At 50.6% G+C, this 19,013-nt stretch carries 18 protein-coding genes; all 18 read left to right on the top strand.

Annotated elements, in window-relative coordinates; translation table 11 throughout:
• Positions 1-417: 417 nt before the first annotated feature.
• Positions 418-1,317, top strand: coding sequence for a dipicolinate synthase subunit DpsA (gene dpsA / locus SBI19_RS26370; RefSeq protein ID WP_317972507.1), 900 nt, complete (start codon positions 418-420; stop codon positions 1,315-1,317).
• Positions 1,314-1,907, top strand: a complete 594-nt coding sequence (locus tag SBI19_RS26365; RefSeq protein ID WP_317972506.1) for a dipicolinate synthase subunit B — start codon at positions 1,314-1,316, stop codon at positions 1,905-1,907. Before dpsA ends, SBI19_RS26365 begins: the two co-directional genes overlap by 4 nt.
• Positions 1,908-2,144: 237 nt before the next feature.
• Positions 2,145-3,356: an aspartate kinase gene (dapG, locus tag SBI19_RS26360; RefSeq protein ID WP_317972505.1), complete on the top strand. Its 1,212-nt coding sequence runs from the start codon at positions 2,145-2,147 to the stop codon at positions 3,354-3,356.
• 90 nt (positions 3,357-3,446) lie between these two features.
• Positions 3,447-4,307, top strand: coding sequence for a 4-hydroxy-tetrahydrodipicolinate synthase (dapA, locus tag SBI19_RS26355; RefSeq protein ID WP_317972504.1), 861 nt, complete (start codon positions 3,447-3,449; stop codon positions 4,305-4,307).
• A 423-nt stretch (positions 4,308-4,730) separates the two neighbouring features.
• Positions 4,731-6,410, top strand: a complete 1,680-nt coding sequence (locus SBI19_RS26350) for a ribonuclease J (protein ID WP_317972503.1) — start codon at positions 4,731-4,733, stop codon at positions 6,408-6,410.
• Positions 6,411-6,587: 177 nt separating this feature from the next.
• Positions 6,588-7,319, top strand: coding sequence for a ClpP family protease (locus tag SBI19_RS26345; RefSeq protein ID WP_317972509.1), 732 nt, complete (start codon positions 6,588-6,590; stop codon positions 7,317-7,319).
• Positions 7,316-7,540: a YlzJ-like family protein gene (locus SBI19_RS26340; protein ID WP_317972502.1), complete on the top strand. Its 225-nt coding sequence runs from the start codon at positions 7,316-7,318 to the stop codon at positions 7,538-7,540. The genes SBI19_RS26345 and SBI19_RS26340 overlap by 4 nt, the downstream gene beginning before the upstream one ends.
• Before the next feature lie 149 nt (positions 7,541-7,689).
• Complete coding sequence (locus SBI19_RS26335; RefSeq protein WP_317972501.1) at positions 7,690-10,539, top strand: FtsK/SpoIIIE family DNA translocase; 2,850 nt, start codon at positions 7,690-7,692, stop codon at positions 10,537-10,539.
• A gap of 257 nt (positions 10,540-10,796) precedes the next feature.
• Entirely contained in the window at positions 10,797-11,585 is a 789-nt protein-coding gene (gene sleB / locus SBI19_RS26330) for a spore cortex-lytic enzyme (protein WP_317972500.1), read from the top strand.
• A gap of 165 nt (positions 11,586-11,750) precedes the next feature.
• The gene (gene yfmF / locus SBI19_RS26325) at positions 11,751-13,031 is read left to right on the top strand and encodes an EF-P 5-aminopentanol modification-associated protein YfmF (RefSeq protein WP_317972499.1); all 1,281 of its coding nucleotides are present in this window, start codon (positions 11,751-11,753) and stop codon (positions 13,029-13,031) included.
• Positions 13,032-13,034: 3 nt separating this feature from the next.
• Positions 13,035-14,327, top strand: a complete 1,293-nt coding sequence (yfmH, locus tag SBI19_RS26320) for an EF-P 5-aminopentanol modification-associated protein YfmH (protein ID WP_317972498.1) — start codon at positions 13,035-13,037, stop codon at positions 14,325-14,327.
• Between the two features lie 17 nt (positions 14,328-14,344).
• Positions 14,345-15,073, top strand: coding sequence for an elongation factor P 5-aminopentanone reductase (gene ymfI / locus SBI19_RS26315; protein WP_317972508.1), 729 nt, complete (start codon positions 14,345-14,347; stop codon positions 15,071-15,073).
• 110 nt (positions 15,074-15,183) lie between these two features.
• Entirely contained in the window at positions 15,184-15,432 is a 249-nt protein-coding gene (locus SBI19_RS26310; RefSeq protein WP_317972497.1) for a DUF3243 domain-containing protein, read from the top strand.
• Between the two features lie 284 nt (positions 15,433-15,716).
• Positions 15,717-16,481, top strand: coding sequence for a DUF3388 domain-containing protein (locus SBI19_RS26305; protein ID WP_191202510.1), 765 nt, complete (start codon positions 15,717-15,719; stop codon positions 16,479-16,481).
• 39 nt (positions 16,482-16,520) lie between these two features.
• Positions 16,521-17,540: a helix-turn-helix domain-containing protein gene (locus SBI19_RS26300; protein WP_317972496.1), complete on the top strand. Its 1,020-nt coding sequence runs from the start codon at positions 16,521-16,523 to the stop codon at positions 17,538-17,540.
• Between the two features lie 125 nt (positions 17,541-17,665).
• A complete protein-coding gene (locus SBI19_RS26295; RefSeq protein WP_317972495.1) occupies positions 17,666-18,157 on the top strand; it encodes a YajQ family cyclic di-GMP-binding protein in 492 nt (163 codons plus the stop codon).
• A gap of 134 nt (positions 18,158-18,291) precedes the next feature.
• Positions 18,292-18,432, top strand: coding sequence for a hypothetical protein (locus SBI19_RS26290; RefSeq protein ID WP_317972494.1), 141 nt, complete (start codon positions 18,292-18,294; stop codon positions 18,430-18,432).
• The gene (gene pgsA, locus SBI19_RS26285; protein WP_317972493.1) at positions 18,429-19,004 is read left to right on the top strand and encodes a CDP-diacylglycerol--glycerol-3-phosphate 3-phosphatidyltransferase; all 576 of its coding nucleotides are present in this window, start codon (positions 18,429-18,431) and stop codon (positions 19,002-19,004) included. The genes SBI19_RS26290 and pgsA overlap by 4 nt, the downstream gene beginning before the upstream one ends.
• The last annotated feature ends 9 nt before the right edge of the window (positions 19,005-19,013 follow it).

Here is a 19,013-nt window from a genome sequence, read left to right as displayed (position 1 = left end):
GGCGAATAAGGTGGAACCAGAAGAGTCCGGTACCAAACAAGTTCGAAGTGGAGCATGTCCTGGCAAGGACGAAAGCGGGCAGACGATCCAACGTACCTAGAACAGTCCTTCGGGAGTCCAGAGGGTACAGGTTTCCGTCAGGAAACCACATCGGAAGCATATGCTCGCCCTTTGGGGCCCTCCCTAGAGGGAGGGTTTGGGTGGGTGAGAGAAGTGAGGGTTTGGGTGGGTGAAAGATCCGCCTTGAGGGGACAGGGGTGAAAGCACGAGAGTTTGCGCGGGTGAAAATATCCCCCTCGAGGGGGCAGGGGGTGAAGTTGACGAACGAATAAAAATGGGGGTTTAAGGGGCACCCCCTTATAGGCTATCGCATATGATGCTCTATATCTCATGAGCGCAGAAAGGAGTGAAGCCTTCATGCTCACCGGCGTTCAAGTCCTGCTGATCGGCGGCGATGCCCGTCAACTCGAAGTGATTCGCAAGCTGACGGAGCTAGACGCTGCTGTAACGGTAGTCGGGTTCGAAGGGCTGCATACGTCATTGGATGGCGCTATACATGCAGAACTGCGCGACGATCTGTTCGACTCAGCGGACGTGCTTCTGCTTCCGGCTGTCGGAACAGATGATTCCGGTCTTGTAACCGCCGTATTTAGTGATCGGGAGCTGAAGCTGACATCAGCGCAAATCGGACGTTTGCCGAAGCATGCGGTCGTATATGCAGGGATGGCTAAGCCTTATCTGGTGAACATATGCGCGGAGCACGGCATTGGACTCGTCGAGTTGTTTGAACGGGACGATGTGGCGATATACAACTCAATCCCGACCGCTGAAGGTGCCGTTATGATGGCGATTCAGAATACGGATATTACGATTCACGGGTCGAATTGCATGGTGCTCGGAATCGGTAGAACAGGGCTGACACTAGCAAGAACATTGCAAGGTCTAGGCGCTAAAGTTAAGGTTGGCGTACGGCGTGAAGAGCACTACGCACGCGCGTGGGAGATGGGTTTTCTGCCTTTTTACATGGGCCGTCTTATGCATGAAGTTGGTAACATTGACTTGCTTTTTAATACAATTCCGACTATGATAGTCACAGCGCAAATTATTGCGAATTTGCCCTCCAGGGCGGTCATTATCGACCTTGCCTCGAAGCCCGGCGGTACCGATTTTCGGTTCGCTGAGAAGCGTGGTATGAAGGCGATGCTGGCTCCCGGTCTCCCGGGTATCGTCGCGCCGAAGACGGCTGGACGAATCATAGCGGATTGCTTATGTCAGTTAATTATGGACAATGCGAAGCTGTGGGGGGAGAGACCATGAACTGGTCGGGGATAACGGTCGGGTACGCTTTGACAGGATCACACTGCACATTTGCTGAAGTAATGCCGCATATTCAACGGTTCGTCGATTTGGGAGCGAATGTAGTTCCAATCGCGTCTCATACGTTGATGACTACCGATACGCGGTTCGGTACTTCAGAGCACTGGCAGTCGGAGCTGAAACGGATTACAGGGAATGAAATTATATCGACGATCGTTCAAGCTGAGCCGCTCGGACCGTCGAAGCTGATTGATGTATTGCTGATTGCGCCACTCACAGGCAACTCGACGAGCCGGTTAGCGAATGCTTTGACGGATAGCGCTCCATTAATGGCAGCGAAAGCACAGATGCGTAACGGACGTCCTGTCGTTCTTGCAATTTCTACGAATGATGGTCTCGGTTTGAATGCAGCCAATATTGCGAAGCTTCTCGTTGCGAAGAATATTTATTTCGTCCCGTTTGGTCAAGACAATCCGGAACAGAAACCGAATTCCTTGGTTGCACGTATGGATCTTGTAGTCGAAGCGTGTGAAGCTGCTCTTCAAGGCAAACAGCTCCAACCGATGCTAGTCGAGCGATTTCTGTACTAGATGGAATTGTAATACGTTATCTCATTGTTCATAGATACACGCCTAATGCAGGGAGACCAATGGCTTTATGCCATTGTCCCCTTCGCAACTTAGGGCTGCTGTCTTCCGTGCGTTCTCTCTGACGCTGTTCGGAACGCTGTTCACCCGTACATTCTCTTGCATATCGAAACATACCTTATACGAATAGCTGCTCCCGGCGTCCGTTGTCTTCATTGACCAATTTGGAGGACTGACATCATGCGAATACTTGTACAAAAGTTCGGGGGCACCTCGCTTGCTACAGAGCAGGCGAGGGAATTTGTCATTCGTCATATCGCGAGAGAGCGGGACCGCGGCTATGCGCTGGTCGTTGTCGTCTCAGCCATGGGTCGCGAAGGCGATCCGTATGCGACTGATTCGCTGCTACGGATGATTGCGAGCAATGGCGACGCACTGCCTGCAAGAGAGAAGGACCTTCTGCTCGGCTGCGGCGAGATCATATCGACAGCTGTGCTGGTGAGTAAGCTTCGCTCTGAAGGCATTAACGCTTCCGGCTTAACCGGCGGGGCTGCTGGCATTGTGACAGATTCGACTTTTGGCTCTGCGCGCATTCTTGAAGTGCGTACAGAAGCACTCATTGAGACGCTGCAGCGAGGAGAAGTTGCGATCGTAGCAGGATTTCAAGGCCGAACAGAGAATAGTGAACTAACGACACTCGGAAGAGGCGGCAGCGATACGTCTGCAACAGCGCTTGGCGCCGCGCTTCGTGCTGAACGGGTTGATATTTATACCGACGTTAACGGTATTCTAACAGCCGATCCTCGAATTGTGTCTGAGGCTAAACCGCTCACAGTGGTCGGCTATGCAGAAATTTGCAATATGGCAAGACAAGGCGCGAAGGTCATTCATCCTCGAGCAGTTGAGATTGCTCAACAAGCGCGTATTCCGCTGCGAGTGAGATCGACGTTCTCTGAAGACGAAGGCACGCTAGTAACAGATGACCGGACATTTACAGGCAGCGCTGTTCGCGATAAGCATGTAACGGGCATTGCCCACGTTGCAGGCGTTACACAAATTTCGGTCTACGCCCGCGAAGGGCAGGTCGATGTGCAGTTGCAAGTGTTTCAATCGATGGCTCGCCACGGTATAAGCGTTGATTTCATTAATGTTACACCTGGCGGAGCGGTATATACGGTATTCGATCGTGATGCGGAGAAGGCTGTTCAGGTGCTGGAGAAGCTCGGCTTCGTGCCGAATGCGGTCAGCGGCTGCGCCAAAGTATCGGTTATCGGCGGTGGCATGAACGGAGTCCCAGGCATCATGGCAAGAATCGTCGAAGCGCTGAGCGAGGCGGGCATTCCGATCCTCCAATCGGCGGATTCCAATACGACGATATGGGTACTCGTACGGCAGGAGAACATGGCAGATGCGCTGCGCGCACTGCATGCGAAGTTCGAACTGCATTTATAACGACAACGACGGAGCAGGCGGCGCAAGCCGCTTGCACCGATCTATACATTTTAAGCAGTCTACGGTTTCAACTAAGCGGGAGGAATCGTCATGGATTTCGGCAGATTAATTACAGCAATGGCAACACCGTTCGATGCAGAAGGTGCAATTGATTGGGAAACAACCGGTAGATTAATTGATTATTTGATTGAAGAACAGCAGTCCGACAGCCTGGTGATCTCAGGTACAACCGGCGAGTCGCCAACGCTGACAGAAGCAGAGAAAGAAAAGCTTTTCCGGTTTGCAGTAGAACGTGCTGGCGGACGAGTTAAGATTATCGCGGGTACAGGAAGCAATGATACAGCTCATACTATTCATTTGACTAGAATTGCAGAGGCTAGCGGTGCCGATGGCATTCTGCTTGTAGCGCCGTATTACAACAAGCCAAGCCAAGAAGGTCTTTACCAGCATTTCAAAGCAGTTGCAGAAGCGACCAAGCTTCCAATCATGCTGTACAACGTTCCTTCGCGTACCGGTATTTGCATGACGACGGCTACAACACTGCGATTAGCGGAAATCCCGAACATCGTTGCTACGAAAGATTGTGCACCGCTTGATCAATTGACTGAAATTGCCGCAGCGGCACCTGACCATTTCCGTGTTTACAGTGGGGATGACAGCGTAGCTTTGCCTGCGATTGCAGTTGGCGCCTATGGTATTGTTAGCGTTGCCAGTCATATTATTGGCGGCAGCATGAAGAAAATGATCAATGCTTATTTGGAAGGCGATGTACGTACAGCGGCAGAGCTTCACGCCCAAAGTATGCCGATCTTCAAAGGTTTGTTCAACCACCCAAGCCCAGCTCCACTCAAATATGCATTGGCGCTTAAAGGCCTGTCGGTCGGCGGCGTCCGCCTGCCGCTCGTCGCATTGACTGAAGCAGAGGGTGAATACTTGCGCCAACTTGTTTAATCGGTAGCTAAAGCTTATATGCCGATCTGAAGCGGGAATGTAACCGGTGCATCAGCCGCAAGCGCAGCTTGTCGGCGAAGCATCGGTTTTTTATTTATGGGAATCCTAACATTAGCGAGCATTATATCTTCACATGAAATATAAGTTCTCTGTAAGCATTTTGCTTATTACAAGGCTTACATTTCTCTGGAATGAAACGTACTGTTGTCGGTTACGGACGACGACAGCCGTTTCACCTTGTATTCCATCTTTTGTATCATGTATAATGATGTACAAGTGACTCGGTGCGGCAATCTTTGAAGAAGAACCGGTTAACGTAGAGCGGCGATTTGAAGAGAAGACCCTTACATTTTCAAAAATAACAAATAATGCTTACGAAGCTGATGACGCTTACGCAGAGCTTTATAGGAGGTATAGATTCAGTTGTCCAAGAAGAATAATCAAGATAAACTGCTCATTTTCGCCCTAGGTGGCGTAGGTGAGATCGGTAAAAACATGTATGCCATTCAATATGGCAGCGATATTGTCATTGTTGACGCGGGTTTGAAATTCCCGGAAGAAGATATGCTCGGAATCGACATTGTTATTCCTGACATTTCGTACTTGCTCGAAAATCGCGACAAAGTTCGCGGTATTCTCGTTACCCACGGTCACGAAGACCACATCGGTGGTCTGCCATTCGTTCTGAAGAGCCTGAACGTTCCGGTATTCGGCACGAAGCTGACGCTCGGTCTGATCGAAGGCAAACTTAAAGAAGCAGGATTGCTTGGCGAGACGAAGCGTATCCTGATTAACGCAGATTCTGAAGTGCAGCTCGGCTCGATTACAGCTACGTTCTTCAAGACGAACCACAGTATCCCGGATTCGCTTGGCGTTTGCTTGGATACGCCAGAAGGCCGCGTTGTACATACAGGCGACTTTAAATTCGATCATACGCCGGTTAACGGCGAATTTGCGGATCTGCAGCGTATCGCTGAGATCGGCAGCAAAGGCGTACTCGCCCTGCTGTCGGACAGCACGAACGCGGAACGCCCAGGCTTTACGCCTTCTGAGAGCGTTGTAGGTCATAATTTGGAAGAGATTTTCCGCAAAGCGACTCAACGCGTTGTTGTTGCAACGTTCGCATCGAACGTGCATCGCATTCAACAAGTTGTGAACGCAGCAGCGGCTACGCGCCGTAAAATAGCAGTCGTGGGTCGTTCGATGGTCAACGTCGTATCGATCGCTGGCGAACTCGGCTACTTGAACATTCCGGAAGGAATGATCATTGAGCCGGAAGAAGTGAACAAGATGGCAGCGGATCGCGTCGTTATTTTGTGCACAGGCAGCCAAGGCGAGCCGATGTCCGCTCTGACGCGCATGGCGCGTTCGACGCACCGCAAGATCGACATTTTGCCAGGTGATACGGTTATCATCGCAGCAACGCCGATCCCAGGCAACGAACGTCATGTCGGCCGTACGGTTGACGAGCTGTTCCGTCTCGGTGCTAATGTTATCTATGGTCCAGGTTCGGTATCCGGCGTTCACGTTTCCGGTCACGGCAGCCAAGAAGAACTGAAACTGATGCTTAACCTGATCCGTCCGAAGTTCTTTATTCCGATTCACGGTGAATACCGTATGCTCCGTCTGCACGCGCAGCTCGGCGAAGCGGTAGGCATTGAACGCGAGAACATCTTCATCATCGATAACGGCGATACGGTTGAATTCCAAGGCGGAAGCGCACGCAAAGGCTCGAAGGTACAAGCCGGCAACGTGCTTATCGACGGACTTGGCGTAGGCGACGTAGGCAACATCGTTCTCCGCGACCGCAAGCTGTTGTCGCAGGACGGCATTCTTGTCGTTGTCGTTACGCTGAGCAAGCAGGACGGAACGATTCTATCCGGTCCAGACATTATCTCGCGCGGCTTCGTGTATGTTCGCGAGTCCGAAGGACTGCTCGATGAAGCGAATCGCATTGTAACTTCGACGCTGAATAAACTCATGAACGACAATGTGAATGAGTGGGCATCGCTGAAGACGAATGTGAAGGACGCTCTCGGCCGCTTCTTGTATGAGCAAACGCGCCGTCGTCCAATGATCCTGCCGATCATTATGGAAGTATAATCAATCACTTGTCATATAGGATGCAGCAGAAGCGCTGGAAGCAGGCGTGGTGCTGCATCCTTTTTTGTCCCCATTCTCGCGATCGTCTGCATAATCATTCACTCGAATCCCATACTATGATGAGCTACATTCCGTTATACAAAGGAGCATACCGCCATGAATGATGAGCTCGTCTATATGAAGTCGGAGCAGCCAGAGCCTGTTCCGCCGGCAGACGATAAACGCAAGTCTTCTGTGGTCGATACGATCACGCAATTGGGACAAACCTCTACACCGGCTCCAGCAGAATCCAATATTTATTGCATGACGATCATCGGCCAAGTGGAAGGGCACCTCGTTCTGCCCCCGCAGAACAAAACGACCAAATACGAGCATCTCATTCCGCAGCTTGTTGCCGCCGAGCAGAATCCGAAGATTGAAGGCATACTCATTGTACTTAATACCGTTGGCGGAGATGTGGAAGCGGGTCTTGCGATCGCGGAGATGATTGCGTCCTTGTCGAAGCCGACAGTGACACTTGTGCTGGGTGGAGGCCATTCAATCGGCGTACCGATCGCAGTGTCTGCGAATCAATCGTTCATAGCGGAATCAGCGACGATGACGATTCATCCGATTCGAATGAACGGTCTGGTCATCGGGGTACCGCAAACATTCGAATATTTGGATAAAATGCAGGAGCGAGTCGTTCGGTTCGTCACGACCCACTCCAAGGTAAGCGAACAGCAGTTCAAAGAGCTAATGTTCAAAACAGGCGAGCTTACGCGCGATATCGGTACAACGGTTATCGGCTCAGATGCAGTGAAGTATGGCCTCATCGATGCGATCGGCGGCATCGGCGAAGCTTTGGCTTCACTTAATACGCTCATAAGCCAGCGCCGTGCAGTGCCTGCGGGAGTGCTGCCTTCATGACGCTGTACACTTCGATGCCTTTAGAGCTGGTGCTCGCTGGTATGAACGACGATCGTGAACCGCTGATTGAGCTGGAGCAGGACGGCGCTTTAATGCAGCTGGCCCCGCTTGCTCCCGGCATCGGGAAGCTCGTACGTCTCGTTCATGCACCGCTCGAACATTACTTGGATCCGCGTTATCAGCCTGGCGCTTATATCGTTTACAGCTCGCCCACAAATTGATTGTGGACGGGCTTTTCCCGTTTGTTTAATTCGTTCGTGCACGATTATGCTTCTTGTGATTCTACATGATCGAAAGCGGACTTTTTGAGCGACCTCTAATAGGAACATTTGTCCTCCTATGGTATAATCGTATATTAGAGGTGAGCAGAATGGCGAAGCGAAGACGTAAGGCGCGCAAATCGATAGGCGAGAGCCTGAAGTATGAAATATACGGAATTTTGCTCATAACATTATCGGTTATTGCCCTATCAGGCGAGGCGGCGGTAGGCCGTTCCTTGTCCAAGCTGTTTGGATTGGTATTAGGAAAATATTACTTTGTAATCGCGTTAGTCGGTGTCTATGTCGGCTTGACGGTTATGGTGAAACGGGCGTGGCCTAAAGGATGGTCGAGTCGTAAGACAGGGATGCTTGTGCTCATCCTTGCGTTAACCTTATGGAGCTCGATAGCAGAAATTGATCGCAAATTCGATCCCGTTGATTCTGCAATAGAGATGAGTGCGAGCAACATATTGCATCAGCTTGGCAGCGATTTGCAAGGCCAGCTGTTGTCGCCGGAAGCACCGTCGGGGTCGGTTATGTCGCGCGACATTGCTGGCGGATATGCAGGTGCCGTGCAGTATACGATTTTGTATGCGCTTTTCGGCGTGTACGGAACGAAATTTCTTCTGCTTGTCATGTTCGCGATTTCGATCATGCTGATTACGGGCAAGTCTTACGTCGATATTCTGAAAGGCGTAAGGAAGCGGATCGGAAGATTGATTATTTTATTAAGGGCCAAATACGCAAGTCGTCAACCTCGCACAGTTGCAGTGTCGAACGCGAGAGCTGCAGGGCAGGGAACGAGTGTGCCGCTGTCGCGGCGAACGATGGACGATTTTGATGATGACGCAGATGAAGATGGCGATGATAACGAAATGACAGCAGCATCGAGTCGAAGAAGTTCGCTTCTATTCCCTTGGATGAGGAGTCGTCAACCGGTAGCGGAGCCGCATGGCACCGAGCAGCGGGAATGGACGATGGATCACGACGATGATGATGATGATACGATGCAGGAAGAAGAGTCACCACGTCAGCAGCGGACGCCAATCGTACGCATACATACGGATCGTAATCGCAGCAGCAGTACAGAGGACCAGCAGCAAACGGAGGATCGATCATCGGAGTCGATCCTGAGCCGAATGCTTCGACGTGCAGGAAGCCCGGATACACGGGTTCCTCAGCAAACTGAGGCAGCACCGGAATCGAACCAAATGGAGGATGACAATGCGCCGCCTTGGGTGAACTCGCAGCATGAGTTCGACGAGGATGCGGAGGACAACACTCCGTTCGATATGTCGGAAGGTTATTCGCAGCGAGTATCGCCTTCATCACTCTCGCCAGCTTTCGAAGATGGTCAGGATGAGGCGGTCGATGGATTACGGAATACGGACTCAGATAGGGATGACGAATTCAACGATGAGCCGGACTCGGATTACGAGCAAAGCGAAGAAGATCGGTCCGAGGCTCTCCAGACAGATATAACTGAGCAGATGAATGAGACTCCGCGTCCTGTCGTACCGAAGGTGAAGCCGTACAAATTACCTTCCCTGACGTTGCTCGCGAAGCCGGCAGGTGGGGGCAAAGGATCGGACGGCATCGGAATGCTGGAGTCGCAGCGCAAGCTCGAGGCTACACTTGAGAGCTTCGGCGTTCGAGCGAAAGTACTTGATGTTGTACAAGGTCCAGCAGTAACTCGCTACGAAGTTCAGCCGGCAACAGGGGTGAAAGTAAGTCGGATCGTTGGACTTCAGGATGATATCGCCCTAGCGCTGGCTGCCAAGGATATTCGGATGGAAGCGCCGATCCCGGGTAAATCCGCGATCGGTATTGAAGTGCCGAATTCCGAGGTCTCAGTCGTTACGATGCGTGAGGTGATGGAATCCGGTGCGTTCCAGAATGCTGGCTCCAAGCTGTCGATAGCATTCGGCCGTGATATTAGTGGTCAGTCGATCGTCGGTAACTTGGCGAAGATGCCCCACTTGCTCGTTGCAGGCGCGACTGGCTCGGGTAAGTCGGTATGCATTAACGGCATTATCACCAGTATTCTGTACAAAGCGAAGCCGGATGAAGTAAAGTTCATGATGATCGACCCGAAGATGGTCGAGCTGAATATGTACAACGGCATTCCGCATCTGTTGGCGCCGGTTGTAACGGATCCACGCCGCGCATCGCTGGCATTGAAGAAAATTGTCGTCGAGATGGAGAAACGGTACGAGCTGTTCTCCAAATCGGGTACTCGCAATATCGAGGGCTATAATACGCTGATGGAGTCTAATCCAGCAGCTGTACTGCCATACATCGTCGTCATCGTCGATGAGCTTGCCGACCTGATGATGGTTGCAGCGAACGACGTCGAGGACGCGATTACCCGTCTGGCGCAGATGGCACGTGCGGCTGGTATTCACTTGATTATTGCAACGCAGCGCCCTTCGGTGGACGTCATTACCGGTGTCATCAAGGCGAACATCCCTTCACGTATCGCATTCGGTGTGTCGTCGCAGGTAGACTCTCGTACGATCCTCGATATGGCTGGCGCAGAGAAGCTGCTCGGCCGCGGGGACATGCTGTTCCTGCCGGTCGGCATGTCGAAGCCGATTCGGGTACAGGGGGCATTCCTCTCCGATCCAGAGGTGGAGTCGATCGTTGAATACGTGAGATCGCAAGGCGAAGCCGAGTATAAGCCGGAGCTGGTTCCGGAAATCGATGATTCCGCTAACGGTCAGGATGAAGAAATGCTGGACGAGCTGTTCGACCAAGCCGTCAACATCGTCGTGGATGCGAAGCAGGCTTCCGTATCGCTGCTCCAGCGCAGAATGCGCGTTGGCTATACACGGGCTGCGCGTCTCATTGACCAGATGGAAGCCAAAGGCGTTGTCGGTCCATACGAGGGCAGTAAACCTCGCGAGGTGCTGTGGTCGTCGGATCATGCCAATGCGCGTACTGGCGGGCAGCAGCAATAACCATGTAATATTTATTAGAGGCTTGAAGCTGCATGTGCGGCTTCAAGCCTTTTTGTATAAAAGACAACCAACACAACCAACGAAACATAGGGCATACACGCATGCAGCTAACAATAGACGGAGATTGAAACCAGACAATGGACGTTGAGGGCTGATGCCTCCAGCGTATGAATAGAAAAGATAGCCGTTTCTCATACTACCGACAGGATGCGCTTCAAATAACTTACCATCTTGCATGAGAAAGGCAGATCCGAACCATGAGAAATCGCCTGATAGTGATGACAGTTGTCATCGTGCTGCTGTTGTTCGGCGCGTATTCGCTCCACTATGCGGACAAAGGCCGGTCTGCAGAGACGTTCAGCAGCGCGATCATTAAGCTGGGCTCCTCCGGCAAAGACGTAACTGAGTTGCAAGGCAGGTTAAAGTTTCTTGGCTACTATAGCAGTGCAATTGATGGTCAATTCGGCTATACGACGTTGAATGCCGTGAAGTGGTTCCAGTGGAAGTTCGGCATGAAGGCGGACGGCGTCGTTGGCGCTCAGACGAAGCTGAAGCTGTGGAATGCAACGAAGAACTGGGCACCGTCAGCCAGCGATCAACCATCCTCCTCATCGGGCAGCTCTGGCGGCAGCGAGAAATCGACTTCGACGGGCAATGCTTCGACCATCAGCCAGTCCAATCGTCTAGGTCTATCGGCTAACGATATCAAAATCATGGCGAATGCCGTTTACGGTGAATCGCGTGGCGAGCCGTATGAAGGACAAGTTGCCGTAGCTGCTGTCATTCTGAATCGTCTGAAGTCGCCTAGCTTCCCGAACACGATCTCGGGCGTTATTTATCAGGCAGGAGCTTTCACTGCTGTTGCCGACGGTCAGATCAATTTGACCCCGAATGATACAGCGAAGAGAGCCGTACAAGATGCCATTAACGGCTGGGACCCTAGCGGTGGTTGCATCTACTACTTCAATCCATCTACCGCAACATCGAAGTGGATCTGGTCGCGGCCACAGGTGAAGACGATCGGCAAGCATATTTTTTGCATGTAAGAGGACGAATACCAAGCGATGCAGACAGAAGCAGCCCGCCCATTCAGGCGCAGGTTGCTTCTGCCATTTCCAATCCGTTAGAATGGTAATTGAACAACATGGACTGGAATAGATTTACTATGGATGAATTAGCGATCAAGCTGGGATATGGAAGGGGCTGTAGGTATGAGTTCTAACACTTTTGAACGAGGCCGGGTGAACCGGATCAGACTGCATGTATTGCCAACGACCCGGTTTAAGACGTTTGCAATTACGTTATATGCAGGCATTCCGCTGGAAGAGGATCAAGTTACGTCTACCGCACTGCTGCCATTTGTGTTCCGCCGGGGGACGAATCAAACACCAGAGACGATCGCGCTGCGAGAGCAGCTCGACGACTTGTACGGTGCAGGGTTTGGCTTCGACGTGTTCAAGCGCGGCAACAATCAGTTCATCCAATTTCGGATGGATGTCATCAATGATGCCTTCGTTCAATCGAAGGAATCGCTGCTGGCAGCATCGCTGCGTTACTTAGGCGAAGTTGTGACAGATCCATTGCTTGAGAATGGACATTTTGCATCCAAATATGTGCAGGCTGAGCGTGATACGCTGCGCAAGCGGCTAGAGGCTATTATCAATGATAAGATTCGTTATGCTGCCGAGCGCTGCACCGAAGTGATGTGCGAAGGTGATCCTTACCGGCTGCATGCGCTGGGCAATCGCGCCGATCTGCCGAACATTTCGGCTGAATCGCTGTATGAACGTTATCATCAATGGATCAACGAAGCTGTGTTCGATCTGTACATAGCTGGCGATACGACACTTGCCGAGGTCGAACCAATCGTTGCAGAGGCATTCAAGCTGCCGGACGGCGATATCGGCACCTTCGCATCAACAGACGTTCGTACCACTGCTCGCGATGTGAAGACGGTCGTCGAGAAAATGGAAGTGAAGCAGGGCAAGCTGAATCTTGGTTTCCGCACGGGAATCAGCTACGGCGACGATCAATATCCTGCGCTGCTCGTATATAATGGCGTATTAGGTGCTTATCCGCATTCGAAACTGTTTATAAACGTAAGGGAGAAAGCAAGTCTCGCTTATTATGCATCTTCTCGTATCGACGGTCACAAGGGGCTCCTTACGATTCAGTCTGGTATTGAGATTGATAAGTACGAACGAGCACTGGCGATCATTCAAGAGCAAATTGCCGATATTCAGGCTGGCAAAATCAGCGAGCTGGAGATCAATCAGACGAAAGCAATGCTCGTCAATCATGTTCGCGAAATGCAGGATTCGGCTTACGAGCTGATTGCCTATGATTTTAACGCGTTGTTCTCGGGCAGTGCTCGTACGGGCGAAGAGCTGATCGAACAGATTCAATCGGTTACAGCCGACGATATTGTTCGGGTAGCGGGCGGCGTACAGCTCGACACCGTTTACTTCTTACGTGACAGGAAGGAGGCGTAGCCAATGGAAACATTAGCTTACCCTGGCGTTCAGGAAACGCTTTATCGCGAAGTGATGCCCAATGGCCTTGAAGTGTTTGTTCTTCCGAAGGAAGGGTTTCAGAAAACCTATGCGACCTTCTCGACCAAATACGGTTCTGTCGACAATCGATTCGGCGTAGAAGGAAAACCTCTCGTCCGCGTACCAGACGGCATTGCCCATTTTCTGGAGCACAAAATGTTCGAGGAGCCGACGGGCGATATCTTCGCTACGTTCTCCAATCAAGGCGCATCGGCTAATGCTTATACGAGCTTCGACCGTACGGTTTATTTGTTCTCGGCAACGGAACAGATTCCAGCCAACCTTGAGACGCTCATCGACTTTGTTCAGCATCCGTACTTCACAGATGAGAATGTAAACAAAGAGAAGGGCATCATCGAACAGGAAATTCAAATGTATCAAGATAATCCGGACTGGCGTGTCTACTTCGGCTTATTCGATGCGATGTACCATGTTCACCCGATTCATATCGATATTGCAGGTACAGTGGAATCGATCTACAAGATCGATAAGGAAACGCTGTACAGCTGCTACGAGACGTTCTATCATCCCTCGAATATGATTTTGTTCGTTGTTGGCGGCGTAGATGCGAAGGAAGTGTTCGACCTCGTTCGACGCAACCAAGAGCGCAAGTCGTTCCCGCAGCAGGGCCGCATTATCCGGTCGTTCGATGCAGAACCGACATCGGTCAAAGAGCCAAGAAAGCTGTTGAACTTGCCTGTATCGCTGCCGAAATGCATGTTCGGCTTTAAAGAAACTAAGGTAGGGTTCACAGGAGAAGAATTGCAGAAGCGGGAAGTGGCAACGCGGATCATGCTGGATATCGTATTTGGTGCCAGCTCGCAGTTGTATCAATCGCTTTATGATGAAGGGCTGATCTCGGATTCGTTCTCGCACGAGTATAACGCTTCGCCTGAATACAGCTTCTCTGTCATCGGCGGCGAGATGAAGGATCCTGATGCGCTGCTTGCTCGTGTACGCGAAGCTGTCGACAAGCTGCTTGTAACTGGCATTAGCAGTGAAGCTTTCGAACGATCCCGTCGCAAAAAAGTAGGCGGTTACTTGCGTATGCTCAATTCCCCTGAAGCAATCGCTGGCGAATTCACTCGCTATCGTTTCCGCGGCGGCGATCTGTTCGCGCTGCTGTCGCAATACGAGCAGGTTACGCTGCAGGAAATAAACGATCGTCTGCGCGAACATTTTGATTGGAATCAACTCGCCGTTTCAATCGTTGAATCTGGAGAAGCAACGAATTGAGCAAACCGCTTCACGAAATGACGGTGCTCATCACCGGGGGAAGCCGCGGCATCGGCGCTGCGATTGCGCAGCGCTTCGCCGCGGAGCGGATGAACATCATCATTCATTATTTGCAATCGCATGAAGCAGCCAATGAGACGGCCCGCCGCTGTATGCGGCTTGGGTCGAACGTAATGACGATCTCGGCTGATTTGCGCTCGAAGGAACAGCTTGTTCGTATGCGGGACAAGCTGGAGGATCGCGGTTTTGTGCCGGACATTCTGGTCAACAATGCAGGTGTTGCTCACTATGGCATGCTGTCGGATGTATCGGAGCAGGAATGGGACGACGTCATGTCCGTCAACTTGAAGAGCATGTTTCTAACGACGCAGCTGTTCATGGCGCCTATGATCCGTCAAAGGTTCGGCCGCATCATTAACGTTTCTTCGGTATGGGGGCAGTCCGGCGCTTCGTGTGAAGTGCTGTATTCTACGACTAAAGGCGGCATGAACGCTTTCACTAAAGCGTTGGCTAAGGAGCTTGCTCCATCAGGGGTTACGGTTAACGCAGTAGCGCCTGGTGCTGTTGATACGGTTATGTTGGACAATCTGGACAGTTCCGAGAAGCAGGCGCTCGAACAGGAAATTCCGCTTGGTCGTTTTGCACAACCAGATGAAATTGCATCTTTGGTTTATTTCTTGTCTTTGCCTGAGTCGGCGTACATAACGGGACAGATTATCAGCCCGAATGGCGGCTGGATTACTTGATCAAGAATATGTTCGAATAGACTTGCGGTTACTCGCGCACACTACAATCGTTGCTCACTCAGCTATTATGGCTGCAGGACGCACCAGACCCATGTAGGAGGCGATACCTAGTGTCCACGGTCCTTTCGAATTTTGATTCTTGGAAGCAATTTTTGGCTGAACGTCTAGAGCAAGGTAAGAAATTAGGACTTACTGATGATACCATTGCGAATCTTGCGTACGAAATCGGCTCTTTCCTCGACGAACGTGTCGATCCGAAAAATGAAGAGCAGCGGGTACTCAAAGAAATTTGGGATGCCGGCGATGAAGACGAACGCAAAACGCTCGCAAGACTTATGTGCAAGCTTGTGCAGCATTAAGGTCAGATGTGTACAAAGGCTCCCGTCATCGGGGGCTTTTTACCCGTAATAAAATATAAATATGGATTTAGATTAAAATACTTAAATTTTTGAGTGATAATCTCTAATTTTGAGCATGGACAATAAGCCTCATTGAGCGTTAATTGCAGGGTTCTCAAGCGATTTGGCGGTCTTGGGAGAGGCTGATAAGTCATTGGAACATTATTGCATTCGCTTGCAGGAAAGTGACGAAAATTGTAGAATTAATTTTTGTAGATTGAACGGCAAATGGGGACGGTGGAACAATGGAAAAGCGGCAGTGGTACATGGAATACAAAATACATAAAAATCGTCCTGGTTTGCTTGGCAATATTGCTTCCTTACTCGGGATGATGAGCGTTAACATCTTGACGATCAACGGCGTCGAAGATCGTACGCGAGGCATGCTTCTCGAGACCGATGACGATGGCAAGATCGATCTGCTTGGACAGATGCTTGCGAAGATGGATTATATTACGGTAAACAAGCTTCGCCCGCCTACACTGCTGGATATTCTGGCTGTGCGTCACGGGCGTTATATCGAACGCGATTCGGATGATAAGAAGACGTTTCGTTTTACAAGGGATGAACTAGGTGTTCTGGTTGATTTTCTAGGCGAAATTTTCAAACGCGAAGGCAATCAAGTTATCGGACTGCGGGGAATGCCTCGCGTAGGGAAGACGGAGTCCATTATCGCAGGCAGTGTCTGCTCGAACAAACGCTGGACCTTCGTTTCGTCTACGCTTCTGCGTCAAACCGTGCGCAGCCAATTGTCCGAGGAAGAGATGAATCCGAACAGCATCTTTATCATTGACGGAATCGTCAGCACCATGCGTTCCAATGAGCGCCATTACGCACTTATCCAAGAACTAATGGCCATGCCTGCTACGAAGATAATCGAACATCCCGATATCTTCATTAAAGAATCACACTATGATTACAGCACTTTTGATACGATTATAGAGCTGCGTAATACGCCGGATGAAGAGATTTCGTATGAAGCGATTACGAACGGCTTTCATGATTTCTAGACCAAAGCATGTAGACCAGAGACATCAGGAGGTGAAGATATGTCAGATTTAGGAGAACTGCTTAAGAAAGCAAGAGAGCAGAGCGGATTATCGCTTGATGATATTCAAGAATCGACTAAGATCCGTAAACGGTACCTAGAAGCGATTGAAGCAGGCGATTATAAAGTGCTGCCTGGGACCTTCTATGTTCGCGCATTCGTAAAGACGTACGCAGAGACGCTTGGATTGAATGCGGATGACGTACTTCGCTTATACAAACACGAAATCCCTGCAGCGCCCATTGAACCAACGGTAGAGCCTGTCATCAAACAGCCGCGCAGAGCTTCGCAGTCTTCATCCGATCGCTGGAGCAAATTCGGCTTCACGGGCATTATGTTGTCGTTCGTTATTGTTATTGCGGTAGTCGTATGGATCTACGCAATCAACAATAACGATACGAATGATAATGCGCCTAAGACGGACGATAAGACGAAGATTACTGAGTCGACAGATCTTCCGAAGGAAACGGAGCAGACGCCGTCGACCGATTCGCAGACTGGCACGGATCCGAATGGTTCTGGCACGACGGTTCAACAGCCTGAGCCGCCGCCTGTTCCGGAAACGACGGTTACGTTATCGGGCAAATCGGGCCGCGTGGATCTCTATGATGTAGGACCAAGCAGCAAGCAGCATGAAGTTAAGATTACGATTAAAGGCGGAACAAGCTGGCTTGAGGTGCGCGAAGGCGGCACGAAAGGCAAGGAACTGTACTACACGAATGCAACAGACGGTACAGTACAAACTTTCACAATGACGGATTCCATCTACGTAAGCGTTGGCCGTGCGGACTTGGTAGAAATTTCGGTCGACGACATCTTAGTTGAAGATGGCAACCGAACAAGCACGAAGAGAATGCAGTTCAACCCTGTTCAAGGAGATGCTGGAACAGGCGCTGGAACAGGCGCTGGAACAGATAATGCAACAGGTGCGAACACAGGTATAGGTACGAATGCTGGCACGGACACAGGCGCTGGCACTGGTGCTGCAGACCAAGAGGGCGAAGTTCAGAACGTTCGATAACATTTCGCTGACATGAAAGGCATTCGCCTCAGTGCGAATGCCTTTTCTTGTGAGCGCTTTTCGGTTATAATACGGCACAAGCAAATGTATGCGTAATGTACTTATTTAAAGGAGCGATCGAATTCATGAGTGCAGAAAGTTCATTTGACATCGTATCGAAGGTCGATATGCAGGAGCTAAACAACGCCATTACCCAAGCGGAACGCGAGCTTGAAACTCGCTTCGACTTCAAGGGCAGCAAGAGCAGCATTAAACTGGAGAAAGAAGAGCTCATTATCGCATCGGATGACGAGTTCAAACTTAGCAATGTCATCGACATTCTCGTTGCGAAGATGGTTAAGCGTGGCGTCCCGGTCAAAAACCTTGATTATGGCAAAGTTGAGCCGGCAAGCGGTTCTACTGTACGTCAGCACATAAAGCTGCGGACAGGTATCGAACAGGATATATCCAAAAAAATCAATATTCTGATCCGCGACTCGAAGCTGAAGGTGAAAAGCCAGATTCAAGGCGATCAAATCCGGGTAACAGGAAAAAGCAGAGATGACCTGCAAGCTGTTATTGCACTGCTTCGTGGTGCTGATCTGCCAATCGAGCTGCAGTTCATTAACTATCGTTAATCGAATGCAATTCGCAGACGCTGCTCTTTTGTGATGTCGATTTTGTTCGTTTTGACACGCTTTAGGGCATGTATTATACTTTAAATTATGTGGATAGACAGGTTTACGGAGTCAGATCTGGGGGATTGCACGACATGACAGAACGACAATTCGCAATGCATTGGCTGCGCGACGTATGTGAATATGACAGTACGCGTAGTGCTTGTCAGATGGCAGTAGACGGCGGCTTGAAAGGTTTGCCATTGGCAGCCTGTGGCGGGGAGGAGATGCTGTGAACTTAGCTAACAAGATCACAATCGCCCGCATTTTTCTCGTTCCGGTCATCATGATTTTTCTGCTGATCAAGTTGGACTTGGAACCGATTCACTTTGATGATTTCTCGATTACATACAATCAGATTGTAGCCGCTCTTATCTTCATTATCGCCGCGAGCACAGACGGATTGGACGGCTATATCGCACGCAAGAACAAGATTGTAACGAATCTTGGCAAGCTGCTTGATCCACTCGCGGACAAGGTGCTTGTTGCTGCCGTACTGATCTCGCTCGTCGAGATGGATAAGCTCGATGCATGGATTGCGGTAGTCATTATTTGCCGCGAGTTCGCAGTGACGGGCTTAAGACAAATCGCATTGCTTGAGAATAAAGTCATTGCGGCCAGCAAGTGGGGCAAGTGGAAGACGGCTGTTCAGATCACGATGATCATCGCGCTGTTGCTGAACAATTTCCCATTTACCTTCATCGACATTCGTTTCGATATCTTCGCAAGCTGGGTAGCAGCGGTCATTACCGTTTACTCTGGCATCGATTACTTTGTGAAGAACAAAAACCTGATACCTATTGCCTAAACGACGGAC

It is taken from the genome of Paenibacillus sp. CCS19 (assembly GCF_033239625.1).
Classification (GTDB): Bacteria; Bacillota; Bacilli; order Paenibacillales; family Paenibacillaceae; genus Paenibacillus_T.
This window is presented reverse-complemented; position numbering and strand designations above follow the sequence as displayed.